Here is a 26,700-nt window from a genome sequence, read left to right as displayed (position 1 = left end):
TTGCGGCGGGAAGCCGCTCGTTCCGGCATCGCCGGAAACGGTGTCCTGAAGACCGATCATCGCCGTTTCGCGCGCGCCCGCAACCCGAAACGGGGACGGCGGCCGGCATGTCCTGCCGAAATCGGTCCGGAAAACGCGACGGTCGCCCACGCCCTCCCCGAACAGAAGCCCGGACGACCCGTCGCGCGAGGCGGGACGCCGCCGCACGCCGATGCGCGTTTTCCCGGCGAGCCCCGCTCCCCGGAGCATCGCCGCCCGATCGCGGACGCTCGCACCGAAGGGCGATGCCGGCGCGGGCCCCGGGTCGCGTCCCGGCTTCGCTGCCCGGCACCCGATCTCGCGGGCTTCGGCCGATGTCGCGGTTCGGATCGTTCATCGTGTTCCGTTGGTGGCCGGACGGCACGGGCGCCTCACCCCAGCGTGTTGGCGGTCCAGTGCGGAGCGATATGGGCATGGACGGGCGCCGCTTCGCGTCCGCGCAGGATGGCCAGGACGCGTGGCGGCGTCAGCGGCAGGCTGTGCACCGGCCTGCCCGTCGCGCGCGCCACGGCGCAGCCGATCGCCGCCCCGACGGCCAGGATCGGCACCTCGCCCGCCCCCTTGGTGCCGAGCGGCCCGATGGACGGCGCGCCCTCGAAAAGATCGGCATCCACCGGCACCACGTCGAGCGCCAGGGGAACGCGATAGGTTTCGAACCCGTCCTCGCGGATCGCCCCGTCCGGCCCGAGGGTGACGGCCTCGTGCAGCGCGTAGCCGAGCCCCTGCACCACCCCGCCCTGGATCTGGCCGTGGACGGCGCGCGGGTTGAGCGCGCGACCGACATCCTGCACCACGCGGTAGGCCAGGACCTCGACATGGCCGGTATCGGGATCCACCGCGACCTCCGCCTCGTGGACCACGAAGACGGGAATATCCAAGGCGTCGATGAAGTGCCCCATTGCGCAGCCCGCCATGGCGGGGGTCCCCGCGGCCGTGAAGGCGCCGCTGCCCGAGATCGGGCCGGTGGTGGACTGGGCATGGGCGACCACCGCCGGAATCGGCAGGCCCGAACCCGGCCGTCCCGCGATCTCGACCCGGCCCTTCACGATCGCCAGGTCCTCCGGAACGGTCTGGAGGAGTTCGCCTGCCGCGCGCAGGAGCTTGTCGCGCACTTCGGCGCAGGCCGCCACGCTCGCCGCCCCGATCGAAACGGTGGTGCGCCCGCCGCCGACCCCGACGTCGACGCCGGCCGCATCGGTATCGGCTTCGCGCACCACCACGTCGTCGGGCTCCAGCCCGAGCTGCGCGGCCACGATCTGCGGCAGCGCCTGCACCATGGATCCCGAGCCGATCTCGACACCCGACGTCACCAGGGTGGCGCTCGCGTCGGCGTTCAGATGGACGGTGGCGGCCGAGGGGCCGGTGAAGACGAACCAGGTCCCGACGCTCAGGGCCCGGCCGTAGAGCCGGCCGTCCGCCCGGTGCTCGGCCGTGCCCGTTCTGCCCCGCAGGGCCTCCATCCGCTCGATCATGGGACGCAGGACGTCGCCTTCGTAGATCTGTCCGGTGGCGCCGGGATCGCCATCGCCGATGACGTTGCGCCTGCGGAAGGCGACGGGGTCGAGGCCGAGCGCATCGCAGATCTCGTCCGTGTGCCGCTCCAGGGCGAACGTGTTGTAGACGCCGTTGCAGGCGCGAAAGGCGCCGTTGGGAGGCGTGTTGGTATAGACCGCGCGGCTGACGAGGCGCGTGGCACCGACGCGATAGTTGCCGCCGAGCGTATGAGCGGTCATCGTGGTCAGGAAGATCTGCTCGCCGCCATAGGCGCCGCAATCCATCAGCACCACCGCTTCGCGCCCCGCGATCTCGCCCGCCTCCGTCACCGCCGAGCGGATCCAGATTTCGGCGTTCTCGCGGCAAAGGCAGGTCGCCATCTCCTCCTGCCGCGAGTTCTCGAGGATCACCGAGCGGCCCGTCGCCCTGGCCAGAAGCGCGGTGATCGGCTCGATCGTGGCGTCGAACTTCAGCCCGAAACCGCCGCCCACCGGCGGCACGGTGACGCGCACGCGCCCCGGCGGCAACCCGAGGACGCGGCCCGTCACGTTTCGCACCGTCCAGGGCACCTGCGTCGAGGTCTGGATATGGACGCGCCCGTCCTCCCAGGCGCCGATGGCCACGCGCGGCTCGAAGGGAACCTGGCTCTGGCGCCCGACCGCGAAACGGCTTTCCACGATGCGCACGTCCGCCCTTGCAAAGGCGGCATCGACGTCGCCCCGGCGTGTCTTGGCTTCCCAGGCGATGTTGGCGCCCCGCGCGCCGCCCTCGCTCAGCACCTCGTAGTCCCGCCAGTTCTCGTGGACGAGGCGCGCGCCCGGCGCCAGCGCCTCGGCCATGGCGAGCACGGGATCGAGCGGTTCGATCTCCAGTTCCACGGCGAGGAGGGCCGCGCGGGCCTCGGCCAGGGTTTCGGCCGCGATCGCCACGATCGGCTCGCCGACATAGCGCACCTCGTCGATCGCCAGAAGCGGGTGGTCGGCGATGCCGATGCCGTAGAGGCCGGGCGCGTCGCGCCCCGTCGCCACGCCCCGCACGCCGGGGCAGCGGAGCGCCTTCGACACGTCGAGCCGCCGGATGCGCCCGGCCGGCACCGGCGAGCGCAGGAGAGCCGCGTGCAGCATGTCCGGGCGCGCCCGGTCGTTGGTGTACCGGGTGCGCCCCACCAGCTTGTCGCGCGCGTCGCGCCGGGGAAGGTCCATCACCGTGGCAGGAGCAAGGGCGGGGCGCTCAAGCATCGGCCGCCTCCGCGCTCGAGGACGGCCGGAGGCTGGCCGCGACCGCATCCACGATGCGCTCGTAGCCGGTGCAGCGGCAGATGTTGCCGGTCATCGCGCGCTTGATCTCGTCCCGGTCCGCATCGGGGCGATCGCGCAGCGTGCAGGCGAGGCTCATCACCATGCCGGGAAAGCACATGCCGCATTGCACCGCGTCGGCCGCCTCGAAGGCCACCTGCAGGGGATGGCGAGCCCCCGCCCCGAGGCCCTCGATCGTGGTGACGCGGCGATTCTCGACGAGCCCGACCGGAACGAGGCAGGACATCCGCGCTTCGCCGTCGATGTGGACGGTGCAGGCGCCGCAGAACCCTTCGCGGCACACGGCCTTGCTGCCGGTCAGGAAGGCGTCGGTGCGCAGGACGTCCACCAGCGGCGTCATCGGATCGCCGCGAAAGCGGAACGGCTCGCCGTTGAGTTCCAACTCGATGCTCATGGGCGCGTGCTTTCCGAAGCGAGTGCCTTCAGGGCGCGGACCGCCAGAACGGGAAGGACCTCGCGGCGATACCAGCCCTCGGCCTCGATGCTCTCGCGCCCGGTGAAATCGTTGTGGCGCGACGCCAGTGCGAGCGCGTCGCCGCCCGTCCACTCGCCCAGAGCCTCTTCCAGCGCCCGCCATCGGCGTGCGTCCCGCTCTACGGAGCCGACGGCGATCCGCACGCCCCGGTCCGGCATGCGGGCGAGGGAAACGATCGCGACGGGATAATCGCCGGCCCGGCGCAGCGGCAGGCGGACATGGACGCTTGCCAGGGCCGCGCGCGGAACCCGCACACGGGTGACGAAGGCGCTCTTCAGGCATTCGTCGCGCTCCCGGACGAAGCGCTCCATGTCGAGCCAGCTCGTTCCGGTCTCGCCCGCCAGTTCCACCTGCGCGTCGAGCGCCAAAAGCGCGGGCACGAGATCGGCAGCAGAAAACCCGCTCGCACACAGGTTGCCGCCCACCGTCGCCATGCGGCGGATCGCCGGATTGGCGGCCCCCTCGGCCGCCGCGGCCAGAGCTTCCAATCCGGCCAGCCCACGAAGAGCGTCGGCCAGCGCCGCGTGCGTCACGGCGGCACCGACGAGCACCTCGTCCACGCCGACGCTCACTTCAGCGAGATGCGCGATGCCGCTGATCGTCACGACCCGGACGGGCAGCGTTCCGCCCCGTCGCGGCTCGCGCATCAGCCAGGTTCCGCCCGCCAGCACCGCGGCGCCGTCACGGCGGGCGCGCAGAACGGCCTCGAGCGAATCGGCTTGGGTGAAAGAAGGCCAGGAACGATCCGCCATCGGCGCCATCCTTGTGGATGCCTTGATTTCCATCAGTGCATCATTTCCACGCAAGGATGTGAAATACGACTTCCTTCAAATCGGTATCGAAAAAACAGATGCGGAAACTGGGAAGGTCGTGGGAGACCGCTCGCTCACACCGTGGCTCGACGCCGACGCCGGTTCATGAACAGAACGAGAGCGCCCAGGAGCAGCGTGCCCACGATCAGGACGAAGGCCGCCGCCGCGATGGCGGGCGAGATGTTCTCGCGGATGGTGGAGAACATCTGCCGCGCCAGCGTGCGCTGGTTGGGTCCGGCGACGAAGAGCGTCAGCACGACCTCGTCGAGCGAGGTGGCGAAGGCGAACACGGCCCCCGTCACCATGCCGGGCAGGGCGAGCGGAAAGGTGACGCGGCGAAACACGGTGGCGGGCGAGGCCCCAAGGCTTGCCGCCGCGCGCTCCACCCGCCGGTCGATGCCCTGGAGCGCGGTGGACACGGAGACCACCACGAAGGGCACGCACAGGACCGTATGGGCGAGGATGACGCCGATGTAGCTGCTCGTGAGGCCGAGCCGCCCGAGCGAGATCTGCAGCCCGACGCCCAGCACCACGGCCGGCACCACCATGGGCAGGAGGAACACGGTGCGCAGGAGGTTCGGGAACGGCAGGATCCCGTTTCGAAGCCCGAGCGCGGCCAGCGTTCCCAGCACCACAGATAGGATCGTCGCGCCCGACCCGATCACGAGGCTGTTGACGATCGCGAGCCGCCAGACGCCGACGGTCGCGAGCTCGGTGAACCAGCGCCCCGAAAAGGAAGGGATCGGATAGTTCAGGAAGATGCCGGAGGTGAAGGCGAGCGGCAGGATGGCGACGAGCGGCAGAAGCAGGAACACCACCGCGAACGCACCGAAGACGGTTTGGAAGCCACGCAACATCGCGGTCAGGCTCCCACGGGCGTCGAGCCGCGCGACAGACGGCCGTAGACGACGTAGAGCACCGTCGTCACCACGAGGAGGATCAGCCCGAGCGCGCCCGCCATGCCCCAGTTGGCCGTTTGCAGGGCGTAGAAGGCGATGATCGAGGAGATCATCTGGTCGTTCGGGCCGCCGACGAGGGCGGGCGTGATGTAGTAGCCGATCGCCACCATGAAGACGAGAAGCGAGCCGGACAGGATGCCGGGCATGGCGAGCGGCAGGAGGATGCGCCGGAAGGCTTTGAGCGGCGGCGCCCCCATGGAGGCGGCGGCCGGCATCAGCGTCTTCGGGATGGTGTTCAGCACCGAATAGATCGGCAGGACCATGAAGGGCAGGAGCACATGCGTCATGGCGACGACGACGCCGGTCCGGTTGAAGATCAGCGGCAGGGGCCCGCTCGCGAGACCCAGCGCCTGGAGCGCGCCGTTGATGACGCCCTGGTCCTGGAGGAGGATGAACCAGGCGGCGGTGCGCACCAGAAGCGAGGTCCAGAGCGGCAGGAGGACGGCCATCAGAAGGAGGTTGCGCTTCCAGCCCGTCACGGCCGCCATCAGCATGGCGTAGGGCAGACCGATCAGGAGGCAGCACAGGGTGATCGTGCCCGCGATCAGAAAGGTGCGCCCGATGATCAGGCGGTTGGCCGAGCTTCCCGGGGGCAGGCTTTCGATGGAACCGGCGTCGTTCCTGGTCAGGTCGACGGCCGCCAAAAGGTTCCGGTCGGTGTAAGCGGAGGAGGCGTTGCGGATCGCCGTCCAGAAGGCGGGATCGGCCCAGCGCTTGTCGAGCGCGGCGAGATCGGCCGGCGCACCCGGCGCGCCATCCTTTGCGGCGCGCTGCGTCTTGGGGATCAGGGTGCGAAAGCCCGAAACCTCGCTGTTCAAACGCCGCACGGCGCCGCCGAGCGCCACGGCGTCCGTTTCGCGCAGGTCGGCAAGGAGCGCCCCTTGCGTATCCGTGTCCGGCACGCCCTCGCCGCTCCAGGACGAGATCGCGGCGGCCGTGCGCGGCAGCGCGGCAGCGACCGCCGGATCGCGCATGGACACCGAGACCATGGTCCAAAGCGGCCACAGGAAGAAGAGCGCGAGAAACAGGAACAAGGGCGCGATCAGCGCCGCGCTGCGCAAGGAGGAGCCGGCGCGCGTCATGCCGCGAACACCGCGACGTCGGCGGGATCGACCGACACGCCCACCGCTCCTCCGACGCTCGGAGGCAGGAGGCGCCGCTCGGCGCGCGCGATCAGGCGCAGGCTCCCGCGCGACAGGTGCAGGCGCAGGTGGTCGCCCTGATACACCACGTCGTCCACCTCCATCGCGATCGTGCCGGGCGCGTTCGCGTCTTGAAGATGCAGGCGCTCGGGGCGAGCGGAGACCATCACCTGCGTTCCGGCAAGAAAGCTCGGCGCTTGCGAAGCGCTCAAGGCGACGCCCTCGCCGAGGTCGAGAACGAGGCCGCTCGCCTGCGCGCTCGAAACGCGCGCGGGCAGGAGATTGGTTTCGCCGATGAACCGCGCGACGAAGGCGTTCTGCGGATGGTCGTAGACTTGCGTTGCCGTGCCGATCTGCGCGATCCGGCCCTTGTCGAAGATCGCGATCCGGTTCGACATGGTCAGCGCCTCGCCCTGGTCATGTGTGACGAAGACGACGGTGAGGCCGAGGCGGCGGTGCAGTTCGCGGATTTCGAGCTGCATCTCCTCGCGCAGCTGCTTGTCGAGCGCGCCGAGCGGCTCGTCCATCAGGACGACCTTGGGTTCGAACACCAGCGCGCGCGTCAGCGCCACGCGCTGCTGCTGGCCGCCCGACAGCTGATCGGGCCGCCGGTCGGCCAGATGCTTGAGGCGCACCCGGTCGAGCGCCTTGTCCACGAGATCCTTCGTTTCCGCCTTGCCGAGCTTTCGCATCTGCAGGGGAAAGGCGACGTTCTCGGCGATCGTCATGTGCGGAAACAGGGCGTAGTTCTGAAACACGACGCCGATGCCGCGCCGGTGGGGCGGCAGGTCCTCGATCCGCTCGCCGTCCATCAGAATCGTGCCCGAGGACGCGTTCTCGAAGCCCGCCAGCATCATCAGGATCGTGGTCTTGCCCGAGCCCGATGGCCCCAAGAGCGACAGGAACTCCCCCTTCTCCACTTCGAGATCCAGATTTTCGACGACCTTCGTCTGCCCGAAGGATTTCGACACGTCCTGGAAGTGGATGAAGCTCTTCATCAGGTTCCGTTCGCTTGGTCTGGAAAGGACGAGGGCCGAATGCGGACGATCCGGCCCGTCGGGTTCTTGTGGTTACTGGGCGACCCAGGCGTTGAAGCGGGTGTTCAGCGCCTCGATGTTGTCGACCCAGAAGTCGGTGTCGAGCGGGATGGCGACATCGAGATTGGCGGGGGCCGTCGGCAGGTTGGCCGCGACGTCGGCTTTCAGCATCTCGCCCGCCGCCTTGTTGGGCAGGCCGTAGGCGATGTAGTCCGGCAGCTTCGACTGGTTGGCCGGGTCGCTGGCGAACGCGATGAAGTCGAAGGCCTCGTCCTTGTTGGGCGAGCCCTTGAGGACGACCCACGAATCCACCGCGTAGATCGAGCCTGGCCAGACGATCTGGAAGTTCTTGCCTTCCGACTTGTTGATGCCGGCCAGACGTCCGTTATAGGCCGAGGTCATCACCACCTCGCCCGACGCCAGGAGCTGGATCGGTTGGGCGCCCGCTTCCCACCAGACGATGTCCTTCTTGATCGTGTCGAGCTTCCGGAAGGCGCGGTCGACGCCCTCCGGGGTCGCCAGAACCTCGTAAACCTCCTTCGGCTCGACGCCGTCGGCGATCAGGGCGAATTCGAGGGCGTATTTCGGGCCCTTGCGCAGCGCCCGCTTGCCGGGGAACTTCGCGGTGTCGAAGAAGTCCGCCCAGCTCTTCGGCGCTTCCTTCAGCTTATCGGCGTCGTAGCCGAGACCCGTGGTCCAGACGATCGCGCCGACGCCGCATTCGTTGACGGCGGACGGGATGAACTTATCCTCGCCGCCGAGCTTGCCCCAGTCCACCGGCTCGTAGATACCGTCGGCGCAGCCGAGCGCCAGTTCCTCGGCCTCGACCTGGACCGCGTCCCAGTTGGGCGTGCCGGCCTGGAGCTTGGCCGACAGGACGCCGTAGCCGCCGTCCCAGGATTCTTCCAGGACGGGCTTGCCGACCTTTTCGGAGAAGGGCTTGAAGTAGATCTCGCGCTGGGCGTCCTGATAGTTGCCGCCCCAGGACACCACGGTCAGGTCGCGCGCCAGGACGGGCGTGGCCGTCAGAAGGGTCGCGGCGACGAGGCCACCGAGGATCCTGGATATTCCGATGCGGGTCATGGCGCTTCTCCCCTGTTGAACGGTTCGAAACTGAACCACGAAAGCACGATCCGACAAACGGCTTCGCGGCGCTGGTCGAAATAATCTCCAGACCTGTCAATAGGTCGGCGGCGTGATGGCGCTGATGAGCTCGGCCGGCTCGGAGCCGGGATTGCGGAAGCGGTGCGGCGTTTCGCTGTCGAAGTAATACGCGTCGCCCGCTTTCAGGAGCTTCTTCTGGTCGCCGACGCTCACCTCCACCACGCCCCGGGTCACGATCCCCGCCTCCTGCGCCTTGTGAGAGAACGCTTCGCCCGTATCGGCGCCCGGCCGATAGGTTTCGCGCAGCAGAAGCAGGCGTCGGTTGGGATGGTTGATGCCGACCATACGATAGGAGATCCCGTCGTCGCGTCCGATCTCCGGCAGGTCGTCCGCGCCGTAGAAGGGCGAATGGGGCAGTTGCGCGCCGACATCGGAGAAGAAGCCGGACAAGGTCGCGCCCATCGCCTCCAGGATCGCGCCGAGCGTGTCCACGGAGGGGCTGAGGCGGTCGCGCTCCAGAAGCGAGATGGTGGAATGGGAAATCCCGGAGCGCACCGCGAGCTGACGCGTCGTCAGCTGCCGGCGACGCCTGAGTTCCCGGATGGCGGCCCCGATCGCCGGCATGTCGTGCTCCCGTCTTAGGGCCCAGTCGAAGCGCCGGGCCTCTGGTGACAATACTCAACAATGGGGTCCGGCGCCATTGTGGGTCCATGCTGCATCTGCGAGCGTCCTGCCGCAAACAGCGGCAAGGAATGCCTGGGATGACCCCCGAGATCGAAACCCTTCGCAAGCGACTCACCTTCGTGAAGGCGTCCACGGCCGACACGAAAACGCAGGCCGACGTTTCGCAGACCGTCGCCGACGTACTGCAGGCGGTGCGCGGCGAAGGCGATGCGGCGGTACGGCGCTATTCGCAGGCCTTCGACAAGGTAGCGCCGGACGCCTTCGAGGTGACGCAGGCGGAGCGCGAAGCGGCGGTCGCCGCGCTCGACCCCCAGACGCGGGCCGACACCGAGTTCGCCATCGGCAACGTGCGCGCGTTTGCGAAGGCCCAGTTGAAGACCATCCTGCCACTCGAGATCGAGCTTGCGCCAGGGCTCCATCTCGGCCACCGCGTCATTCCGGTGGCACGCGTCGGCGCCTATGTGCCGGGCGGGCGCTACCCCCTCCTGTCGGCGCCGATCATGACGATCGTGCCGGCCGTGGTCGCGGGCTGCGCCGAGATCATCGCCTGCCTGCCGCCGACGGCGGCAGATGCCATGATCGCGGGCTGCCACCTGTCGGGCGCCACCCGCATCTTCCGCGTCGGCGGGGCGCAGGCGATCGCCGCCATGGCCTATGGGACGGAAACGATCCCTGCCGTTCACAAGATCGTCGGCCCCGGCAATGCCTATGTGAACGAGGCCAAGCGCCAGGTGTTCGGCCCGGTCGGCATCGACCAGCTGGCGGGCCCGAGCGAGATCTACACGCTGGCCGACGAAACGGGGAATGCCGAGGTGATCGCGACCGATCTCCTGGCGCAGGCCGAGCACGACGTCCACACGCGCGTCGGCCTCATCACCACCCACCGCCCGCTGGCCGAGGCCGTGGTGCACGAGATCGAGCGCCAGCTCGAAACGCTTTCCACCGCGAACGTCGCACGCGTCTCCTGGGAGCGACAGGGCGAGATCGCCGTGTGCGCGTCGGAGGACGATCTCGTCGCCTATTCCGACTGGATCGCCGCCGAGCATCTCCAGGTCCACACCCGCGACCCGAAGGCGCTGGCGGCCCGGCTCACCGGATACGGCTCGCTCTTCATCGGGACCAAGGCGAGCGTCGTCTACTCCGACAAATGCTGTGGCACCAACCACACGCTGCCGACCATGGGCGCGGGGCGCTACACCGGCGGCCTCTGGGTCGGGTCCTATGTGAAGATCGCGACGCACCAGTGGCTCACCGACGAGGGCGTTGCGGCCGTCGCCCCGCCCGCTTCGCGCCAGAGCGCATCGGAGGGGCTCGAAGGGCATCGCCGGGCCGCGGCGCTCCGGCTGGAAAAGCCGGAGCTCTTTCGCTAACGGCCTACCTCGCCCGCAAACGGGCGCGGTCGAGAACGACGCCGAGGATCACGATCGCGCCCAAGACCACCATCTGCACGTAGCCGTCGATCCGGGCGAAGTTCATGCCGTTCGACAGGATGGTGACGAAGAGCGCGCCGAGGATCGCCGTGCCGACGCCGCCGCGCCCGCCGGCGAGACTCGTGCCCCCGACCACGGCCGCCGCGATCGCCTGGAGCGACAGCGAGCCGCCGAGATTGGGCTCGCCCGATCCCGTGCGCGCCGTCATCAGGAGGGCGCCGAGCGCCGCCAGCACCGAACACAGGAGGTAGGCCAGCGCCAGGATGCGCTTCACCGGCAGGCCGGCGACGAGGGCGGCGCGCGCGTTGGTTCCGACGAGATAGAGCGAACGGCCGAACACCGTTCTTCGGAGGACGAGATGGAGGAGGACGGCGACAGCGCCCGCGATCACGATCGCCGCCGGCACGCCGAGAACGGTGCCGCGATACAGGAGGGTGGCGAAGAGATCGGGCACGCCCTGGACGGGACGTCCCCCTGAGATCGTCGTGGCGATGCCGATCGCGACATTGTAGCTGCCGAGCGTCGCGACGAAGGGGCTGACGCCGAGAAGCGCGATCACGACGCCGTTGAAGACGCCGGCTGCCACCCCCATCGCAAGCCCTGCCAGCAGTCCGAGAAGAAGAACCGCGACGGGGCCGTGGCCGGCGCCCGCCGCCGCCGTAAGAACAAGCGCGGCCGCGACCGAAACCATGGACACGGTCGGCCCGAGCGACAGATCGAAGCCACGCGTCAGGATCACCACGGTCTGGGCCATGGCGAAAAGCGCCAGATAGCTCGTCTGCTGGGCGATGTTGAGAAGGTTGGCCGCGCCGAGCATCCGCGCGTCGACGGTGGCAAATCCGAGAAGCAGCGCGAGAAGCGCGATCGGCAGCGCCCATGGCCAAAGCCGCTCCGCGAACGTGACGGTGGGCGGGGTCGCCGCGAGTTCGATGTCAGACACGATGCACCCTCCGTCTCGCGAGCTCTTCCGCCGCCACAGCCGCCACCATGACGAGGCCGAGAAACACCGGCTGGAGGCGGGCATCGACCTGGAGAAGGTTGAGCGCGTTGCCCAAGGCGGTCAGGAACAGGGCCGCGAGCGCCACGCTCTCCACGCGCCCGACCCCGCCGCGCAAAGAAACCCCACCGATGACGGCGGCGGCGATCGACTGGAGCATCATGCGGTCGCCCCCGAAGCTCGCCTGCCCCGAGCCGACGAGGGCGGTGTAGAGAATGCCCGCGAGCGCCGCCAGGACACCGGACAGGACATAGGTGCCGACCACGTGGCGCTCGATCGAAACGCCCGACACCACCGCCGCTTCCGCATGGCCGCCGATCGCATAGACATAGCGCCCGAACAGGGTGCGCCGCTGCACGAAGATCATGACGAGAAGGAGCGCGAGCGCCAGATAGACCGCGATCGGAAGCCCGAGCACCTGCCCGCGCCCGAAGCCTTTCACGAAGCCGTCGGGCATGCCGTAGACGGGAATGCCGCTGGTGATCATCAGCCCGACGCCGGCCGTCGCCGACATGGTGCCGAGCGTCACCACGAAGCCGGACACCTTGAGGCGCGACACGCACAATCCGTTGACGAGACCGACGACGAGGCCGGAGCCGAGCCCGGCGCCGACACCGCACAGGACGACCGCCGCATCGTTTCCGGGAAAAACGGCGCCGGCCCATCCCATCGTCTTGGCGCAGACGACGCTGGCGAGCGCCACCACCGCGCCGACCGACAGATCGAAGCCACCGGCGATGATCACCATGGCCTGGCCGAGCGCGACGATCGTCAGGAACGAGGTGTTGCGCAGGATGTTGAGGACGTTCATCGGCCCGTAGAACTGGGGCGAGACGAGCGACATGCCCGCGACCAGCAGGACGAGGAGGATCGGCAGGAGAGCGAGCGTCCAATCGAAGCGGGCGGCGCGCGAGGGCATGCCGCGAAGGGCCAGGGCCGGCGCGTTCATGCCGCCCTCCCCGGCGCTTCCTCGTCGAAGAAGCTCGCCAGGACGTTGCCTTCCGTCTTGGCCGCGCCCGACAGCTCGGCCGCGATGCGCCCGTGGTGCATGACATAGAGTCGGTTGGACAGGGCAAGCACTTCGGGAAGTTCGGACGAGACCACGATCACGGCGGCGCCCGCCTCCACCAGCCGCTTCATGAACTGATAGACCTCGAGCTTGGCGCCGACATCGATGCCGACGCTCGGCTCGTCGAACAGGAAGACGGAGAGATCGCGCGTCAGCGCGCGACCCAGCATCACCTTCTGCCGATTGCCGCCCGACAGGTTGCCGACCGCCCGCTCGATGCCCGCCGGGCGCAGCTTCAGCGTATCCATGATCGAGCCGACGAGGCGACGCTCGGCGCCGGGCCGCAGGACGCCGAAGCGCACGAAACGCCGGAGGTCCAGCGCCGCGATCGAGGCGTTCTCGCGGATCGGGCGGGACAGGGCCAAGCCTTCCGTCACCCGGTTGGCGGGAAAATAGGCAAGGCCGCGCCGCAGGCTCGCGCGCGGCTTCGGATGCTCGTAGGGGGTGCCGTGAAGGCGCACGCGCCCGCCTGCGATCGGCTCCAGCCCGTAGATGGCGCGCACCAGTTCAGACTTGCCGCAGCCCACGAGGCCGGCGATCCCGGTGATCTCGCCGGCGCGAGCGTGGAAGTCGACGCCCCGCACCGTTCCGTCGGCCGTCGAGAGGTTCTCGGCATCCACCGCGATCCCTTCCGGCTTGTGGAGGATCTCGGGAAACAGGACGTCGATGCGCCGTCCGGTCATCAGTTCGACGAGTTCGCCGTCGCCGACATCGGCCGCATCCAGCGTCTTGATGTGGCGCCCGTCGCGCAGGACCGTGACGCGGTCGGCCAGCGCCCGGATCTCGCGCATGCGATGGGACACGTAGATGATGCCGACCCCTTGCGCCTTCAAACGGGCGATCAGCTCGAACAGGCGCCCGGTCTCGCGCTCGGTGAGCGAGGCCGTCGGCTCGTCGAGGATCAGGAGCTTGACCGGCGACAGGAGCGCCTTGGCGATCTCGGCCATCTGCTGATGGGCGCGCGACAGGTCCTCGACGCGGGCGGCGGGGTCGAGATCGAAGCCGAGTTCGTCGATGAGGGCGCGGGCGCGCCGGCGCATCTCGGCCGCGCGCAGGACGCCGCCCGTCGCCACCTCGCGGCCGAGAAACAGGTTCTCCTCGACGCTCAAGGACGGCACCAGCGAGAATTCCTGGAACACCGGGCTGATGCCGATCGCGCGGGCCCGCTGGGGCGTCAGGTGGCGGATCTCCTCGCCATTGAGATGGAAGCTTCCCTCGTCGGGCGCGAAGGTGCCGGACACGACGTTGATCAGCGTCGACTTGCCGGCGCCGTTCTCGCCGAACAGGACATGGAGCTCGCCCGCCCGAACGTCGAGATCGACGCCGTCGAGCGCGCGAACGCCGGTGAAGCGCTTGGTGATGCCGGCCAGGCGAAGCAGGGGTTCCGCCTCGCCCGGGCGCGCCTGGATCTCGGCTCGCTCCATGCCCATGCCGCCCTTTACTTCGCCTTGACGGAGTAGACCGGCGTCCAGTCGGCGGGCGCCAGAACGAGCGCCATGTTGACGCTGCCGACGGTGGATTTGTCGATCACGGCCGCTTCCGGCTGCACCACCTTGATCACGTCCTTCTTCTCGATGAGGCGCACGGCCTGATCGATGGCAATGGCCCCCTCACCCACCGGATACTGGGTGGCGAAGGCGAGGATGTCGCCGCGGTTGAGCGCGTCCAGCATCGCCTGGTTCTCGTAGGAGGAGATGATGCGGATGTCGGAGCGCCCGGCCTCGGCCACCGCACCGATCGCCGCTTCCGCCGTCGGCGCCGAGCCCCAGATCACGTTCATGTCCGGGTAGGACTGGAGTGCGTCCTGGATCAGCTGGAGCTGCACGGCGACGCCCGAATCCCCGAACTTCTCGGCGAGGATGGTGACGTCCGGGTTGGCGGCGACCGTCTTCTTGAAGCCGTCGTTGAAGGCTTCCGCCCAGCCCGAGCCGGCGGGGCCGGGAAAGGTGACGACATTGGCCTTCTCGCCGGCCGGCAGCTGCGCCAGGAGCCCCTTGGCGGTGACGCCGCCCATCGCCTCGAAGTCGACGTAGTTGGCGGCGGGCGTGGCGCCCGGCGGGATCGGGTTGGTGACGCCGACCACCGGCACGCCCTTGGCGGCGGCCTCGCCGAACTTCTGCGCCAGCCCGGCGCCCGAGATGGCGCCGACGATGATGGCGTCCGAGCCGTTGGCCAGGCAATCGTCGAACTGCGAGAGCTGCTTGGGCAGGTTCTCGTAGCCGCCGGCCTCGTAGAGCGTCATGTTGACGTTGGCCGCTTCCGCCTGTTTCACGATGCCGTAGGCGACCGCCACCCAGAAGCTGTCCTTCATGTGCGGGAACAGGACGCAGAGATTGTAGGGCTTCTCGGCTTTTCCGACCGGCGTGTATTCGGCCGGCCTCGGGGTGCCGGAGGAGGCGTCGAGGATCTTCATCGGAAGCAGGGCGGCGTCCTCGGCCGAGGCGACGGAAGCGCCGCTCGCGCAGGCGAGAAGGCCGGCCACGAGGCCGAGAGTCCGGGGGAGATGCTGGCGGAAGGTCATGGCATGGCTCCTGTGAACGAAAGGACGGGTCGGGGCCGGCAAGACGCGGCTTGTCCGGCATGCACTGGCTCGGGCGAGGCCTTGCCTCAGGCCGCGTCCCACCGGGCGAGGGTGCGCCGCTCGAAGGTGTCGCGGAACTGGCGGGTGGATTCGGGCAGGAGTTCGCCCGAGCCCCAGTCGAGGATCACGGCGTGCTGGCGGATGGCGTCGAGCGCGTCGATCTCGCCGGCCTGGAAGCGCCGGGCGACGATGGCGGGGTCGATGCGCGCCTTTTCGACGCGTGTCGCGGCGATCTCGGCGCGCAGCGCCGCCGTTCCCGCTTCGTCGATTTCGTATTCGCAGATTTCGGGGTCGATCGGCCGGATCACGACGCCGTAGTCCTTGGCGGCTCGCTCCACCGAAACGTAGTCGTCCACGACATCGGCGAGAACGGCGGCGGGGTCGCGCTTCAAGGGATCGCCGAAGCCCCCGCCCCCTGCGGTCGGGCGCTGGAACACGTCGCCTTCCCCCAGGGGTACGTCGGAGAAGATGGTGCCGAGGCGCTCGGGCGTGTCGGAGCCCGCGCGCGTCAGGGTCAGCCCGTGCGGGGAGGACGGCAGGCCGCCCTCGATGCCCCAGACCACGGCCCGCTCGCGGTCGCAGATATAGGAGATCACCGTGCCTTCGGCCGCCAGCATGCGCGAGCCCTTGGAAATGCCGAGCCCGCCGCGCCATTGGCCGGGGCCGCCGGAATCGCGCTGGATGTCGTATTCCGTGGTCAGGATCGGGTTGGAGCGCTCCTGCCCCTCGACCGGCTGCGCCAGCATGCCGGTGCCAAAGCACGCCGTCGTGACGTTGACGCCGTCGCGGCCGTTGCGCCCGCCCCAGCCGCCCGGCAGCCAGTCGTAGAACATGAAGATCGGCTTGTCGGCGACGCGCGCGTCGCGCCCGCCCGTCAGCAGGTATTCGAGGTTGAACGTGCAGGCGAGCGCGCGTTCGGGCATCAGGTTCGACCACATCTCGTAGATCGAGTTCATGATCTTCTCGAACGGCATCAGGAAGCCGGTCACCGCGACCGGCCACTGCGCATCGACGATGGAGCCTTCCGGCACGGTCAGCTCGAACGCGCGGTAGAAGCCGGAATTGAGCGGCAGGTCGGGAAAGAAGGTCTTCATGCCCGCCGCCACCGCCGAGAACGTGGCGCCGAAGGCCGAATTGTAGATCGAACCGATCACCGGGTGGCTGCCGGAAAAGTCGTAATAGGCCTTGTCGCCCCGGATCGTCATCTTGATGCGGATCGGGATCATGCCCTCGCCGCCGGCCGGGTCGCGGTCGATATAATCCACCGTTTCCCAGGTTCCGTCGGGAAGGGCTGATATGCGCTGGCGCACGGCCCGCTCGACATAGTCCTGGACCTCGGCAAGGCCCGTCTTCACCGTGTCGCGGCCGTATTTCTCGACGAGGCGCAGGATCTCTCGCGCGCAGACGGCCGTGCCTTCGGCCTGCGCCTGGATGTCGCCGATGATGGAGGCGGGATCGCGCGTGTTGGCGGCGATCATGTTGGCGACGTCGCGACGCATCACACCCCGATCGAAGAGGCGCACGGGCGTGATGCGAAGACCCTCGCGGAACATGTCCTTGGCGGTGACGTCGAAGGAGCCGGGCACCGAGCCGCCCATGTCGGACCAGTGGCCGTTGGACTGGGCGAAGGCGATGATCTCGCCGCCCGAAAAGATCGGGCGCACGAGGCGCACGTCGGAAAAGTGCGTTCCCCCGGCATAGGGGTCGTTGATGGCGAAGACGTCGCCCTCGTGCATGTCGCCCTCGAAGGCGCGCATGACGTCCTGACAGGTGAAATGGAGGGTGCCGACGTGGACGGCGATGTCCTGATTGCCCTGCGCCGCGCATTCGCCGTTCGCGTCGTGAAGGGCGGACGAAAAGTCGTGATTGTAGATCACGAAGGAATAGCAGGTCCGCAGCACCTGCTCGCCCATCTGGTCGACGCTGGTGATGAAGGAGTTCTTGAGGACCTCGAAGGTGACGGGGTCGAGCGTCTGGTCGGCGGCCATGCGGGTTCAGCCCTTCACGCGGATGATGATGTTGAGATACCGATCGACCTCGGCCGCCGCGCCCGGCGGGACGACGACGGTGGAATCCACCTGTTCGACGATCGCCGGCCCCGCAAAGCGGAAGCCGCAGGGCAGGTCGGCACGGGCGTAGACGGGCGTGTCGCGCCCCTCCCCCTCGAACCAGACTTCGCGGCGCGAAACGGGCTCAGGGATCGCCCCGGTCGGCTCGTGGGCGGCGAGTTCGGCCTTGGGCACGACGCCGATCGCCTTGAGGTTGACGCGGAAGAAGGACACCGGCGCGTCGTCGCGGCGGAAGTTGTATTCGCGCTGGTGCTCGCGGTGGAAGTCGGCGACAAGCGGCGCGATGGCGGTGATCGAGCTCGGCACGGAAACCGCGAGCGAGCGCCATTGGCCGCGATACATCATGTCGATCGAGCGCTGGAGCACGATGTCGGCTTCCGCCACGCCCTCGTGGGTGAGCCGGTCCAGCGCCTCGCGCTCGATCCGGGCGAACTGGGCTTCGACCGCGGCAGGATCGGCGTCCGCCGCTTCCACCATGCAGTTTTCCGAGAAGTCGTGCTGCATGTCGACGAGAAGGCAGCCGAGCGCCGAGGTGACGCCGGGATTGGGCGGCACGATCACGGCGGGAATGGCGAGCTCGCGCGCGACGTCCACCCCGTGCAGCGCCCCCGCCCCGCCGAAGGCGACGAGGGCGAAGTCGCGGGGGTCGTAGCCGCGGCTGATCGAGATCAGGCGAACCGCATCCGACATGTTGGCGTTGGCGACCTTGACGATCGCTTCCGCCGCCGCCGTCGCGCTCAAGGAGAACGGCTCGCCGACGCTGCGCTCCACGGCGGCGCGGGCGAGACCCGCGTCGAGCTGCACCTTGCCGCCGGCAAGGCTGGTGCCGAGGCGCCCGAGCGTGACGTTGGCGTCCGTGTTGGTCGCCTGCTCGTTGCCGTTGCCGTAGCAGGCGGGACCGGGAAAGGCGCCGGCCGACTGCGGCCCGTTGCGCAAGGATCCCGCCTCGTCGGTCCAGGCGAGCGAGCCGCCGCCCGCCCCGATCGTCAGAACCTCGATCGAAGAAAAGCGGATGGGGTAGCCGAACTCGATGAACCAGTCCTTGGTGACGCGCGACTGCCCCTCGTAGGCGAGCGAGACGTCGGTCGAGGTTCCACCCATGTCGAGGCCGATGGAATTGGGAAAGCCGCACAGCGAGGCGATGTGACGCGAGGCGATGGCGCCCGCCGCGATCCCGGAGCCCGCAAGGCGCGCCGCATAGTCCTTGACGCTTCCCGGCGTCATCACGCCGCCGCCGGTGTGGAGGAGCAGGAGGTCGCGGGTGTAGCCCTCGGTCGCCAGCCGTTCGCCGAGGCGGCTCGTATAGCTGACGACGACGGGCGACAGCGCGGCGTTGGCGACGGTGGTGGAAAAGCGCTCGTGCTCGAAGATTTCGGGCAGGACCTGCGAGGAGATCGAAACGGGCACGTCCGGCATGGCCTCGATCAGGATCTCGCGCATGCGGCGCTCGTTGGTGCCGTTGAGATAGCTGTTCATGAAGCACACCGCGATCGCCTCGACGCCGCGCCGAGCCAGGATGCGGGCGACCTCGCGCGCCTTCGCCTCGTCGAGTGCCTCCACGACCTGTCCGGCCGAATCCACCCGCTCCGGGACGGTCAGCCGGTCGCGGCGCGGCACGTAAGGGGGGACGACGTCCTTGTAGACGTCCCAAAGGTCTTCCTTGTTGGCGCGGCGGATCTCGATCACGTCGCGAAACCCTTCCGTCGACACCATGGCGGTGCGCGGCAGGCGGCGCGTGATCAGGGCGTTGGTGGCGACCGTGGTGCCGTGGCTGAAGAGGGCGACGCTCGACAGGTCGATCCCGGCCTTGCCGACGCCGCCCATGATGCCGTCGATCGGATCCTTGGTGGAGGACGTCTTCTCGATCCGGATGAGGCCGGTGTCCTCGTCCATGATGCAGATGTCGGTGAAGGTGCCCCCCACATCGACGGCAACGCGAAGATTCGGCAAGATGGGGCTCCTTTGCGATGTGTCGCGATGGGCGGGGTTCGAGCGGGACCACGGGTTCGCGTGGCGCATCCCCGCGCTCGTGGTTCGGCCTCGAAATCCAGCCTTCGGTTTCGAAGGCCATGAGGGGATTAAAGGGGGTTTGGTCGGGCTTCTCTTGATCGTGCGCGCACGAAACCTTGTGCCGGAGCGCGATCCTCGCACAAATCCGAGGCGCTTTCTTGCAGTGCACCAATTTCGATCAGCGGGAAGGGCGCGATACTACGGCTTCGCGGAAGCCGAGGGGGCGGAGCGCGCCGCCATGCGCGCGCGGCTCGGCGTTTGGCCGAAATGGGCGCGGTAGTTGCGGCTGAACTGGGCCTGGTCGGTGAAACCCCATTCATAGGCAATCTCGGCGATCGCCTTGTGGCTGAAAGGGTCCTTCAGCATCGCGTCGCACATCAGAAGACGCTGCGTGCGGATGTGGGCGCAAACGCTCCGGCCCTCCGCCTCGAAGAGCTGATGGAGATAGCGCAGCGAAATTCCGCAGCTCTCGGCCACGAGGCCGGGGGTGAGGTCCATGTCGCGCAGGCGCGATCGGATGACATGCTCGGCGCGCTGCAGATGGGCGTTGCGGATGGAGGAGGAGCGGGTGCCGAGCACGCGGTCGTCGGCCTCCACCGCCATGGCGAGGAGATCCACGAGCTGGTTCCCCATCAGGCGGCGCGCCGGCTCGTCCATCTCGTCGAGACGCCCGGCCGTCAGGCGTAGCATGTCGACGAACAGGGCGCCGACGCCGCGCGTGGCATCGAACTGGAGGGTCGCCAGCCGTTCGGGGCGTGCGATGCGCGCGCGCAGCACTGGGCTCGGAATCTTGATGACCCAGAGCCGCGCCCGCTCGCGGTGGCTGAACTCGTAGGGAAGGTGGCTGCGCTCGATCAGGAACTGGCCCGGCCGGCAGGACACGTCGCGCCCGTCCTGCTCGAAACGGATTTCGGCCAGGTCCGGCACGGTGATCAGGAAGCTTTCCTCGCGCTCGGTGAGAAGATGACGCTCGTGGCGGCGATACAGGAGGGCATCCGACTGGTTGCGCGAGATGGACACGGATCCAAGCGACCAGACGTCGAGCGTGCCGGAGAACTCGACCGACGGGCGGAACTTCACGTCCAGCGGAAAGTAGATGCGCGAGACGGCGTCCTGCCAGACCGTCTTGCGGGTTTCAGGCGCGCTGTCGTGGGTGGAATAGCTCGATCGCATGCCCGGCGCTCCGATCTTCGTTCCTGAAAAGCCCTGGCGCTCCATGCTTCGCGTCGTTTGCGCACGGCTCGAACCGGCCCTTCGAGAGAGGTTCGCCATCGCGCGGCGCTTCAACCCTACCCAGCAAGAACCATGCCACCAAGCTTTCCAGCCCCCTCGCGCTTCATGAAGCGAAGTGTCCACCCCTCATGTGTTCAACAATTCGGCAGAAAGGTCGAAGCATAAGCTGCATTATTGCTACGGCACATGAGGCAACACATAAGTTGCGGAACTCGGATGCTCGGCGTCAAATCGTTTTATCCGGCCGGCGGTATCGGAAAATCAGATTTTCTGCCAAGTTTTTCACCAATTCCGATCGATCCCAGCATGAGGAGAAATATCGAAGAGATCGAGAAGCGCTTGTAGCATTCGTATATGATATGTCGCTGGACGAAAAGGAGAGCCGCGCGCCGTGTCCAAAATCGAGTACCGTACCCTCAACGACCTCGCCTACGAGCGCATCCGCGAGGGCCTGATGGCGGCCTCGTTCCATCCCGGCCAGGTGCTGGTGATCCGCACGCTGGCGGAGGCTTACGGCATTTCCACGACGCCGGTTCGCGAGGCGCTGCAACGGCTCGTCGCCGAGCGCCTGCTCCAGCTCCTTCCCAACCGCTCGATCGCCGTGCCGGCGCTGGAAGCGGACAAGTATGCCGAGATCGCCCGGATTCGCAGCGAACTGGAGGGGCTTGCGGCGGAACTCGCCGCCTCGCGCATCGGCAAAGCGGCGCTCCGGCGGCTCGGCAAGCTCTTGGCCGGGATGGACGACAGCCTGAGAAGAGGCGACCACGACAGCTATCGCCGGGAAAACCAGGCGTTCCACTTCGCGATCTACGCCGAGGCGGGCTCCCCGCGCCTGTTCCAACTGATCCAGGACCTGTGGAGCCAGACCGGCCCCTACATGAAGGAGCTCTTCGGCGCGCCGGCCTACGAGGCGCATGCCAACGAGGCGCACCGCGCGATCGTCGAAGCCCTGGAGCGCGGCGACGGGCGGAGCGCGCGCGCCGGCATCGTGGCCGATCTCGCGACGGCCGGCCGTCTCCTCGTCCCGCACCTCCAGGCCCTGGAGAAGGCGGAGCGCAAAGCCACCGCCCCGGCCTGAACGCGCCGGTTCAGGCGGACGCGCTCAAGCATTCCTTCAAGGTGGAGACGAAGAGATCGGCGTTCTCGCGGGTGAAGACCAGGGGCGGGCGGATCTTCAGGCTGTTGTGGTGCTTGCTAGACACCGAGATCAGGACGCCGCGCTCGCGCATGGCGTTGACGACGCGGCCCGCCCGCTCGCGGTCCGGCGCACGGGTTTCCCGGTTCGCCACGAACTCGACGCCGAGAAAGAAGCCGACGCCGCGAACGTCGCCGACGCCCTCGTCGCCCTCGCAGGCCGCCCGGACGCCCTCCAAGAGATAGCGCCCGGTTTCCAGCGCGTTCCGCTGCAGGCCCTCCGCCGCAATCGCTTCCAGGACGGCGCTCGCCGCCGCGCAGGACACGGCATTGCCGCCGAACGTGTTGAAGTAGCGCGCGTTGCGGCCGAAGTGCTCGACAACTTCCGGCCGCATCACCACGGCCGAGATCGGCTGGCCGTTGCCCATCGGCTTACCGAGCGTCACCATGTCCGGCAGGACGTCGTGGCGCTCGAAGCCCCACATCGCCTCGCCCGTGCGCCCGAAGCCGGGTTGCACCTCGTCGGCGATGAAGAGCCCGCCGGCGGCACGGATGGCGTCGGCTGCGCCTTGGAGGAAACCCGCCGGCCCCGGCAGGACTCCGTCGCTGGTGAAGAGCGTGTCGACGATCAGGACGGCCGGTTTGATGCCGTGGCGCTTCAGGTCGGCGATGGCGGCCTCGACGCTTTCGCGGAACGCCTCGCCGACGTCCCGGCCGCCCATGTGATAGGCGCCCGGTGCCTGAACGGTGCGCACATGGGGCCCGAGATCGACGGAGGGCCCGAGCGAGGGAGAGAAGGCCGCGACGCTTTCCGTGATCCCGTGATAGGCGTTTTCGGTGACGATGATCCCGGTGCCGCCCGTGAACGCCCTGGCGATGCGCAGCGCCAGATCGTTCGCCTCGCTGCCCGTGCAGGCGAACATCACCTGGGACAGCTCGGGGGGGAAGGTCGCGACGAGCTTTTCCGCCATGTCGAGGATCGCGGTGTGGAGGTAGCGCGTGTTGGTGGCGAGAATGCCGACCTGCGCGCGGATCGCCTCCACGACGCGCGGATGGCAGTGCCCGAGCGAGGTGACGTTGTTGTAGGCGTCGAGATAGGGCCGGCCCGTTTCGTCGTAGAGCCAGACGCCCTCCCCCCGAACCAGATGGAGCGGGGATTCGTACATCAGCCGGTAGGCCGGGCCGAGCACCCGGGCGCGGCGCTCGATCAGGCCGAGGTTTTCGGGCGAGACATCGCCGCGACCGGCGACGAAGGCGTTCGGCATCGAAAGGTCGGGGGCAGCGCTCAACGGGGCGACTCCAAGGGGAAACGAAGCGGCTCCGTCCATGATGGAAACGGCAGGCCAGCACGATCGCATCGACTGCCGAAAGCAGGTCGACATCGATGAATTGGTGCATGATATACCAATCTTAGGCGTAGGCAACGTGCAATCGTCATAGGTTTTGCCGCTCGTGGACAAGCTCCTGATACGAGGAGGAGCCTCGCCCACCGATTGACTTCCTTCGTATATGGTATATCAAAACAGAAGCTAGGTCCGGTGTCCGATTGCCATTCTCGCGCGACGATCGACCCAGCGCCTTTCCCCTTCCCTGCCCCTTCAGGACGATGCCGGCATGTCCGCCACACCGACCGCCCAGCCGAACCCAATCTTCACGACCAGCGCGCCGGCCTTCACCCTGTCCGAGCTCGTAGCTTTGGTGCGCGATCGCTACGGGCTGGAAACGCGCGCCACCCTTCTCACCAGCGAGCGGGACCTGACCGCGCGCCTCGACGCCGCCGATGGGGAGAGCTTCGTCCTCAAGATCGCCAACGCGGCCGAGGATCCGGGCGTCGCGGAGTTTCAGAACCGCGCGCTCCGCCATCTGGAAGGGGCGGCACCGGAGGTGCCCGCCTCGCGCCTCGTGCCGGGCCTCGACGGCGCGCACGAGTTCCTCGCCCAAAGGGACGGCAACGCCCATTTCGCCCGGCTTCTGACCTGGCTTCCCGGACGCCCCCTCTACGGCGCGCCCCAGACGGGCACGCAGATGCGCGCGCTCGGGCAAATGCTCGGCCGCCTCGCCCGCGCGCTCGAAACGTTCCACCACCCGTCGGAAGACCACGACATCGTCTGGGACATCCGCCGCGCCGCCCAGCTGGTGCCCCTCACCCATCACATCGCCGACCGCGACCTTCGCGATCGCGTCGAGGCGGTGTTCGCGCGCTTCGTGACCCGGATCCAGCCGGCGGAGCCGGGCTTTCGGCACCAGGTGGTTCACAACGACTTCAACCCGTTCAACATCCTGGTGGACGAAACCGACCCGGACCGGATCACCGGCATCCTCGACTTCGGCGATCTCGTCGCGACCCCGGCGATCTACGATCTGGCGGTTGCCGCGTCCTATCAAGTGGGTGCGGACGGCCCGCCGCTGGCCCCTGTCGTCGAGCTCGTGTCGGCCTATCATGCCGTTCATCCGGTGCCGGAGGGCGAGCTCGATCACCTCTTCGACCTGATCCAGACCCGCCATGCGATGTCGATCACGATCGGCGAATGGCGTGCGCACCGCTACCCCGAGAACGCGCCCTATATCCTGCGCAACCGCGCCCGCGCCGCCATGGCGATCGGGCGCTGCGCCGAACTTTCGCGCGGCGAGGGCATCGCGATCCTGCGGCAGGCCTGCGGGTTCGGCTAAGGGACGCCGAAGCCGCCCTCGCCATCCATCTCGCCGAGGCGCGGCGAGGGACGCTCCAACGACAGGTCGGCGCCCGCGAAGCGGATCGGCGTGCGCAGGCCCGGCACGCCGCCGGGCTCGATACGCATGCCGCGATGGCGAACCTGCGGGTCGGCGAAGACGTCGGCAAGCGTGTTGATCGGCCCGGCCGGCACGCCCTCGCGCTCCAGTTGGCCAAGCAGCGCGTCGCGCGTCATCAGGCGCATGCGCCCTTCCATGATCGCGATCAGGCCCGCGCGATGGGCGACGCGCGCCTCGTTGGTGGCAAAGCGAGGGTCCCCCGCCAAATCCGACTCGCCGATGATCGTGGCCAAGCGCGCGAACTGCCGGTCGTTGCCGCAGGCGATCACGATGTGGCCGTCGGCGACCGCGAAGCTCTGGTAGGGCACGATGTTGGGATGGGCGTTGCCGAGGCGTTTGGGGGCCGTGCCGCCGGCGAAGTAGTTCAACGCCTGGTTTGCGAGAACGCCGGTCATCGCGTCCATCAGCGCCATATCGATATGGTCGCCGCGCCCCGTCGCCTCGCGCTTTCGCAGCGCCGCCTGGATCGCGATCGTCCCGTAGAGGCCGGTGAAGATATCGGCGAAGGCGACGCCGATCTTCTGGGGCTGGCCGTCCGGCTCGCCGGTGAGGTCCATGATGCCCGACATCGCCTGGATCATGAAGTCGTAGCCGGCGCGCGCGGCATAAGGCCCGTCCTGCCCGAAGCCTGTGACGGAGCAGTAGACGAGGCGCGGGTTGGTCGCGCTCAGGGTCTCGTAGTCGAGCCCGAATTTACGAAGGCCCCCGACCTTGAAGTTCTCGACGAGAACGTCGGCCTCGCCGGCCAGCCGACGCACCAGCGCGCAGCCTTCGGGCGTCGAGAAGTCGGCCACCACCGAGCGCTTGCCCCGGTTGCAGGCGTGGAAATAGGCCGCGACCCGCTCGCCCCCGTGCTCCACGAAGGGCGGCCCCCAGCGGCGCGTGTCGTCGCCTTCCGGCGCCTCGACCTTGATCACCTCGGCGCCGAGATCGGCGAGCGTCTGGCCGATCCAGGGTCCGGCGAGGATGCGCGCGAGTTCGAGGACCTTGATTCCGCGAAGCGGCGCGGAGCGGTCGCCCCCGTCCATCAGAAGAAGGCCTGGAGCCCGGTCTGGGCCCGGCCGAGGATCAGGGCGTGGACGTCGTGCGTGCCCTCGTAGGTGTTGACCGTTTCGAGGTTCTGCGCGTGGCGCATCACGTGGTACTCGCCCATGATGCCATTGCCGCCATGCATGTCGCGCGCTTCGCGCGCGATGGCGAGCGCCTTGCCGCAGTTGTTGCGCTTCACGAGCGAGATCATCTCAGGCGCCATCCGCCCCTCGTCGAACAGGCGCCCCACCCGCAGGCTCGCCTGGAGCCCCAGCGCGATCTCGGTCTGCATGTCGGCGAGCTTGCGCTGGACGAGCTGCGTCTGGGCCAGCGGGCGGCCGAACTGCGTCCTGTCCAGCGTATAGGTGCGCGCGCGGTGCCAGCAGTCTTCCGCCGCGCCCATCGCGCCCCAGGAAATGCCGTAGCGTGCCCGGTTGAGGCAGCCGAACGGCCCCTTGAGGCCCGACACGTTGGGCAGAAGCGCATCCTCGCCGACCTCCACGCCGTCGAGCACGATCTCGCCGGTGATGGAGGCGCGCAAAGAGAGCTTGCCCTCGATCTTCGGGGCCGACAGCCCCTTCGTGCCCTTGTCGAGAACGAAGCCGCGAATGGCCCCGTCATGGGCGTCTGACTTCGCCCAGACCACGAAGACGTCGGCGATCGGCGCGTTGGAGATCCAGGTCTTCGCCCCGTGGAGGCGATAGCCTTCGCACGTGCGCTCGGCGCGCGTGCGCATGCCGCCGGGGTCGGAGCCGGCGTCGGGCTCTGTCAGCCCGAAGCAGCCGATCCATTCGCCGGACGCGAGCCTCGGCAGATACTTCGCCTGCTGCTCGGCCGTCCCGTAGGCGTGGATCGGGTACATGACGAGCGAGGACTGGACCGACATCATCGAGCGGTAGCCCGAATCCACCCGCTCCACCGCGCGTGCCACCAGCCCGTAGGCGACATAAGACGCCTCGGCGCAGCCAAACTCGGCCGGCAGCGTCACGCCGAGAAGCCCGAGCTCGCCCATCTCGCGGAAGATCGACGGGTCGGTCGTCTCGTTTCGGTAGGCATCGACGATGCGAGGGCGAAGCCGTTCCTCGGCGAACTGGCTCGCCGTCTCGAAGATCAGCCGCTCGTCCTCGGTGAGTTGATCCTCCAACCGGAACGGATCGGCCCAGTCGAAGGCGGCGGGGGACGGTGCGGATGCGGAGCGCTCGGTATCTTGCGTCGGCAGGGCGGACATGGGTTCGCTTCTCCCTTTCGATATGTGGTGTCCTTCCTAAACCCCGCCGACCCTTCCGGGCAAACGAT

General features: G+C 68.4%; 21 protein-coding genes. 3 read left to right on the top strand and 18 right to left on the bottom strand.

Going from position 1 to position 26,700, the window contains the following annotated elements; genetic code table 11:
• Positions 1-410: 410 nt before the first annotated feature.
• From H7A85_RS00830 to H7A85_RS00795, 8 genes are all read right to left on the bottom strand, one after another.
• On the bottom strand, positions 411-2,771 hold the full coding sequence (locus H7A85_RS00830) for a xanthine dehydrogenase family protein molybdopterin-binding subunit (RefSeq protein ID WP_182083988.1): 2,361 nt from the start codon (positions 2,769-2,771) through the stop codon (positions 411-413).
• The gene (locus tag H7A85_RS00825) at positions 2,764-3,243 is read right to left on the bottom strand and encodes a (2Fe-2S)-binding protein (RefSeq protein ID WP_182083987.1); all 480 of its coding nucleotides are present in this window, start codon (positions 3,241-3,243) and stop codon (positions 2,764-2,766) included. Before H7A85_RS00825 ends, H7A85_RS00830 begins: the two co-directional genes overlap by 8 nt.
• Positions 3,240-4,076 carry an FAD binding domain-containing protein gene (locus H7A85_RS00820; RefSeq protein ID WP_244630867.1) on the bottom strand — a complete coding sequence of 279 codons (837 nt, stop codon included), beginning with the start codon at positions 4,074-4,076 and terminating at the stop codon, positions 3,240-3,242. Before H7A85_RS00820 ends, H7A85_RS00825 begins: the two co-directional genes overlap by 4 nt.
• Before the next feature lie 134 nt (positions 4,077-4,210).
• Positions 4,211-4,993, bottom strand: coding sequence for an ABC transporter permease (locus tag H7A85_RS00815; RefSeq protein ID WP_182083986.1), 783 nt, complete (start codon positions 4,991-4,993; stop codon positions 4,211-4,213).
• Between the two features lie 5 nt (positions 4,994-4,998).
• Positions 4,999-6,177, bottom strand: coding sequence for an ABC transporter permease (locus H7A85_RS00810; RefSeq protein ID WP_182083985.1), 1,179 nt, complete (start codon positions 6,175-6,177; stop codon positions 4,999-5,001).
• Positions 6,174-7,235 (bottom strand): ABC transporter ATP-binding protein, encoded by a 1,062-nt coding sequence (locus H7A85_RS00805; protein WP_182083984.1) that lies wholly within the window; start codon positions 7,233-7,235, stop codon positions 6,174-6,176. Before H7A85_RS00805 ends, H7A85_RS00810 begins: the two co-directional genes overlap by 4 nt.
• 72 nt (positions 7,236-7,307) lie before the next feature.
• Positions 7,308-8,357, bottom strand: coding sequence for an ABC transporter substrate-binding protein (locus tag H7A85_RS00800; protein ID WP_182083983.1), 1,050 nt, complete (start codon positions 8,355-8,357; stop codon positions 7,308-7,310).
• 96 nt (positions 8,358-8,453) lie between these two features.
• Complete coding sequence (locus H7A85_RS00795; protein ID WP_182083982.1) at positions 8,454-9,002, bottom strand: cupin domain-containing protein; 549 nt, start codon at positions 9,000-9,002, stop codon at positions 8,454-8,456.
• Between the two features lie 137 nt (positions 9,003-9,139).
• On the opposite strand from H7A85_RS00795, the gene hisD reads away from it, so the two are divergent.
• Complete coding sequence (hisD, locus tag H7A85_RS00790) at positions 9,140-10,432, top strand: histidinol dehydrogenase (protein ID WP_182083981.1); 1,293 nt, start codon at positions 9,140-9,142, stop codon at positions 10,430-10,432.
• Positions 10,433-10,436: 4 nt separating this feature from the next.
• On the opposite strand, the gene H7A85_RS00785 is transcribed toward hisD, so the two are convergent.
• The 7 genes from H7A85_RS00785 to H7A85_RS00755 all read right to left on the bottom strand — a co-directional run bounded on the left by H7A85_RS00785 (position 10,437) and on the right by H7A85_RS00755 (position 20,391).
• Positions 10,437-11,432, bottom strand: coding sequence for an ABC transporter permease (locus tag H7A85_RS00785; protein WP_244630866.1), 996 nt, complete (start codon positions 11,430-11,432; stop codon positions 10,437-10,439).
• A complete protein-coding gene (locus tag H7A85_RS00780) occupies positions 11,425-12,438 on the bottom strand; it encodes an ABC transporter permease (RefSeq protein WP_182083979.1) in 1,014 nt (337 codons plus the stop codon). Before H7A85_RS00780 ends, H7A85_RS00785 begins: the two co-directional genes overlap by 8 nt.
• Positions 12,435-13,988, bottom strand: coding sequence for a sugar ABC transporter ATP-binding protein (locus H7A85_RS00775; RefSeq protein ID WP_244630865.1), 1,554 nt, complete (start codon positions 13,986-13,988; stop codon positions 12,435-12,437). Before H7A85_RS00775 ends, H7A85_RS00780 begins: the two co-directional genes overlap by 4 nt.
• A gap of 8 nt (positions 13,989-13,996) precedes the next feature.
• Positions 13,997-15,079 (bottom strand): TMAO reductase system periplasmic protein TorT, encoded by a 1,083-nt coding sequence (gene torT / locus H7A85_RS00770; protein WP_182083978.1) that lies wholly within the window; start codon positions 15,077-15,079, stop codon positions 13,997-13,999.
• 86 nt (positions 15,080-15,165) lie between these two features.
• A complete protein-coding gene (locus H7A85_RS00765) occupies positions 15,166-17,127 on the bottom strand; it encodes a hydantoinase B/oxoprolinase family protein (protein ID WP_182083977.1) in 1,962 nt (653 codons plus the stop codon).
• 6 nt (positions 17,128-17,133) lie between these two features.
• Positions 17,134-19,158 (bottom strand): hydantoinase/oxoprolinase family protein, encoded by a 2,025-nt coding sequence (locus H7A85_RS00760; RefSeq protein WP_182083976.1) that lies wholly within the window; start codon positions 19,156-19,158, stop codon positions 17,134-17,136.
• Positions 19,159-19,416: 258 nt separating this feature from the next.
• Complete coding sequence (locus H7A85_RS00755; RefSeq protein ID WP_182083975.1) at positions 19,417-20,391, bottom strand: AraC family transcriptional regulator; 975 nt, start codon at positions 20,389-20,391, stop codon at positions 19,417-19,419.
• Positions 20,392-20,842: 451 nt separating this feature from the next.
• On the opposite strand from H7A85_RS00755, the gene H7A85_RS00750 reads away from it, so the two are divergent.
• The gene (locus H7A85_RS00750; protein ID WP_182083974.1) at positions 20,843-21,529 is read left to right on the top strand and encodes a GntR family transcriptional regulator; all 687 of its coding nucleotides are present in this window, start codon (positions 20,843-20,845) and stop codon (positions 21,527-21,529) included.
• A 10-nt stretch (positions 21,530-21,539) separates the two neighbouring features.
• On the opposite strand, the gene H7A85_RS00745 is transcribed toward H7A85_RS00750, so the two are convergent.
• The gene (locus tag H7A85_RS00745; RefSeq protein WP_182084462.1) at positions 21,540-22,850 is read right to left on the bottom strand and encodes an aspartate aminotransferase family protein; all 1,311 of its coding nucleotides are present in this window, start codon (positions 22,848-22,850) and stop codon (positions 21,540-21,542) included.
• Between the two features lie 349 nt (positions 22,851-23,199).
• Between H7A85_RS00745 and H7A85_RS00740 the strand changes: the two genes are divergently transcribed.
• Positions 23,200-24,255, top strand: coding sequence for a phosphotransferase (locus H7A85_RS00740; protein ID WP_182083973.1), 1,056 nt, complete (start codon positions 23,200-23,202; stop codon positions 24,253-24,255).
• Here the strand turns inward: H7A85_RS00740 and H7A85_RS00735 are convergent.
• Positions 24,252-25,403, bottom strand: coding sequence for a CaiB/BaiF CoA-transferase family protein (locus H7A85_RS00735; protein WP_182083972.1), 1,152 nt, complete (start codon positions 25,401-25,403; stop codon positions 24,252-24,254). The two genes, H7A85_RS00740 and H7A85_RS00735, sit on opposite strands and share 4 nt — an antisense overlap.
• On the bottom strand, positions 25,403-26,632 hold the full coding sequence (locus H7A85_RS00730; RefSeq protein ID WP_182083971.1) for an acyl-CoA dehydrogenase: 1,230 nt from the start codon (positions 26,630-26,632) through the stop codon (positions 25,403-25,405). Before H7A85_RS00730 ends, H7A85_RS00735 begins: the two co-directional genes overlap by 1 nt.
• Positions 26,633-26,700 lie beyond the last annotated feature (68 nt).

It is taken from the genome of Aureimonas sp. ME7 (assembly GCF_903970965.1).
Classification (GTDB): Bacteria; Pseudomonadota; Alphaproteobacteria; order Rhizobiales; family Rhizobiaceae; genus Aureimonas.
This window is presented reverse-complemented; position numbering and strand designations above follow the sequence as displayed.

Bases quoted from the DNA above. Each gene is read 5' to 3' on its own strand.
- H7A85_RS00830 (WP_182083988.1), bottom strand. From the start codon at position 2,771: ATGCTTGAGCGCCCCGCCCTTGCTCCTGCCACGGTGATGGACCTTCCC.
- H7A85_RS00825 (WP_182083987.1), bottom strand. From the start codon at position 3,243: ATGAGCATCGAGTTGGAACTCAACGGCGAGCCGTTCCGCTTTCGCGGC.
- H7A85_RS00820 (WP_244630867.1), bottom strand. From the start codon at position 4,076: ATGGCGGATCGTTCCTGGCCTTCTTTCACCCAAGCCGATTCGCTCGAG.
- H7A85_RS00815 (WP_182083986.1), bottom strand. From the start codon at position 4,993: ATGTTGCGTGGCTTCCAAACCGTCTTCGGTGCGTTCGCGGTGGTGTTC.
- H7A85_RS00810 (WP_182083985.1), bottom strand. From the start codon at position 6,177: ATGACGCGCGCCGGCTCCTCCTTGCGCAGCGCGGCGCTGATCGCGCCC.
- H7A85_RS00805 (WP_182083984.1), bottom strand. From the start codon at position 7,235: ATGAAGAGCTTCATCCACTTCCAGGACGTGTCGAAATCCTTCGGGCAG.
- H7A85_RS00800 (WP_182083983.1), bottom strand. From the start codon at position 8,357: ATGACCCGCATCGGAATATCCAGGATCCTCGGTGGCCTCGTCGCCGCG.
- H7A85_RS00795 (WP_182083982.1), bottom strand. From the start codon at position 9,002: ATGCCGGCGATCGGGGCCGCCATCCGGGAACTCAGGCGTCGCCGGCAG.
- hisD (WP_182083981.1), top strand. From the start codon at position 9,140: ATGACCCCCGAGATCGAAACCCTTCGCAAGCGACTCACCTTCGTGAAG.
- H7A85_RS00780 (WP_182083979.1), bottom strand. From the start codon at position 12,438: ATGAACGCGCCGGCCCTGGCCCTTCGCGGCATGCCCTCGCGCGCCGCC.
- H7A85_RS00775 (WP_244630865.1), bottom strand. From the start codon at position 13,988: ATGGGCATGGAGCGAGCCGAGATCCAGGCGCGCCCGGGCGAGGCGGAA.
- torT (WP_182083978.1), bottom strand. From the start codon at position 15,079: ATGACCTTCCGCCAGCATCTCCCCCGGACTCTCGGCCTCGTGGCCGGC.
- H7A85_RS00765 (WP_182083977.1), bottom strand. From the start codon at position 17,127: ATGGCCGCCGACCAGACGCTCGACCCCGTCACCTTCGAGGTCCTCAAG.
- H7A85_RS00755 (WP_182083975.1), bottom strand. From the start codon at position 20,391: ATGCGATCGAGCTATTCCACCCACGACAGCGCGCCTGAAACCCGCAAG.
- H7A85_RS00745 (WP_182084462.1), bottom strand. From the start codon at position 22,850: ATGCCGAACGCCTTCGTCGCCGGTCGCGGCGATGTCTCGCCCGAAAAC.
- H7A85_RS00740 (WP_182083973.1), top strand. From the start codon at position 23,200: ATGTCCGCCACACCGACCGCCCAGCCGAACCCAATCTTCACGACCAGC.
- H7A85_RS00735 (WP_182083972.1), bottom strand. From the start codon at position 25,403: ATGGACGGGGGCGACCGCTCCGCGCCGCTTCGCGGAATCAAGGTCCTC.
- H7A85_RS00730 (WP_182083971.1), bottom strand. From the start codon at position 26,632: ATGTCCGCCCTGCCGACGCAAGATACCGAGCGCTCCGCATCCGCACCG.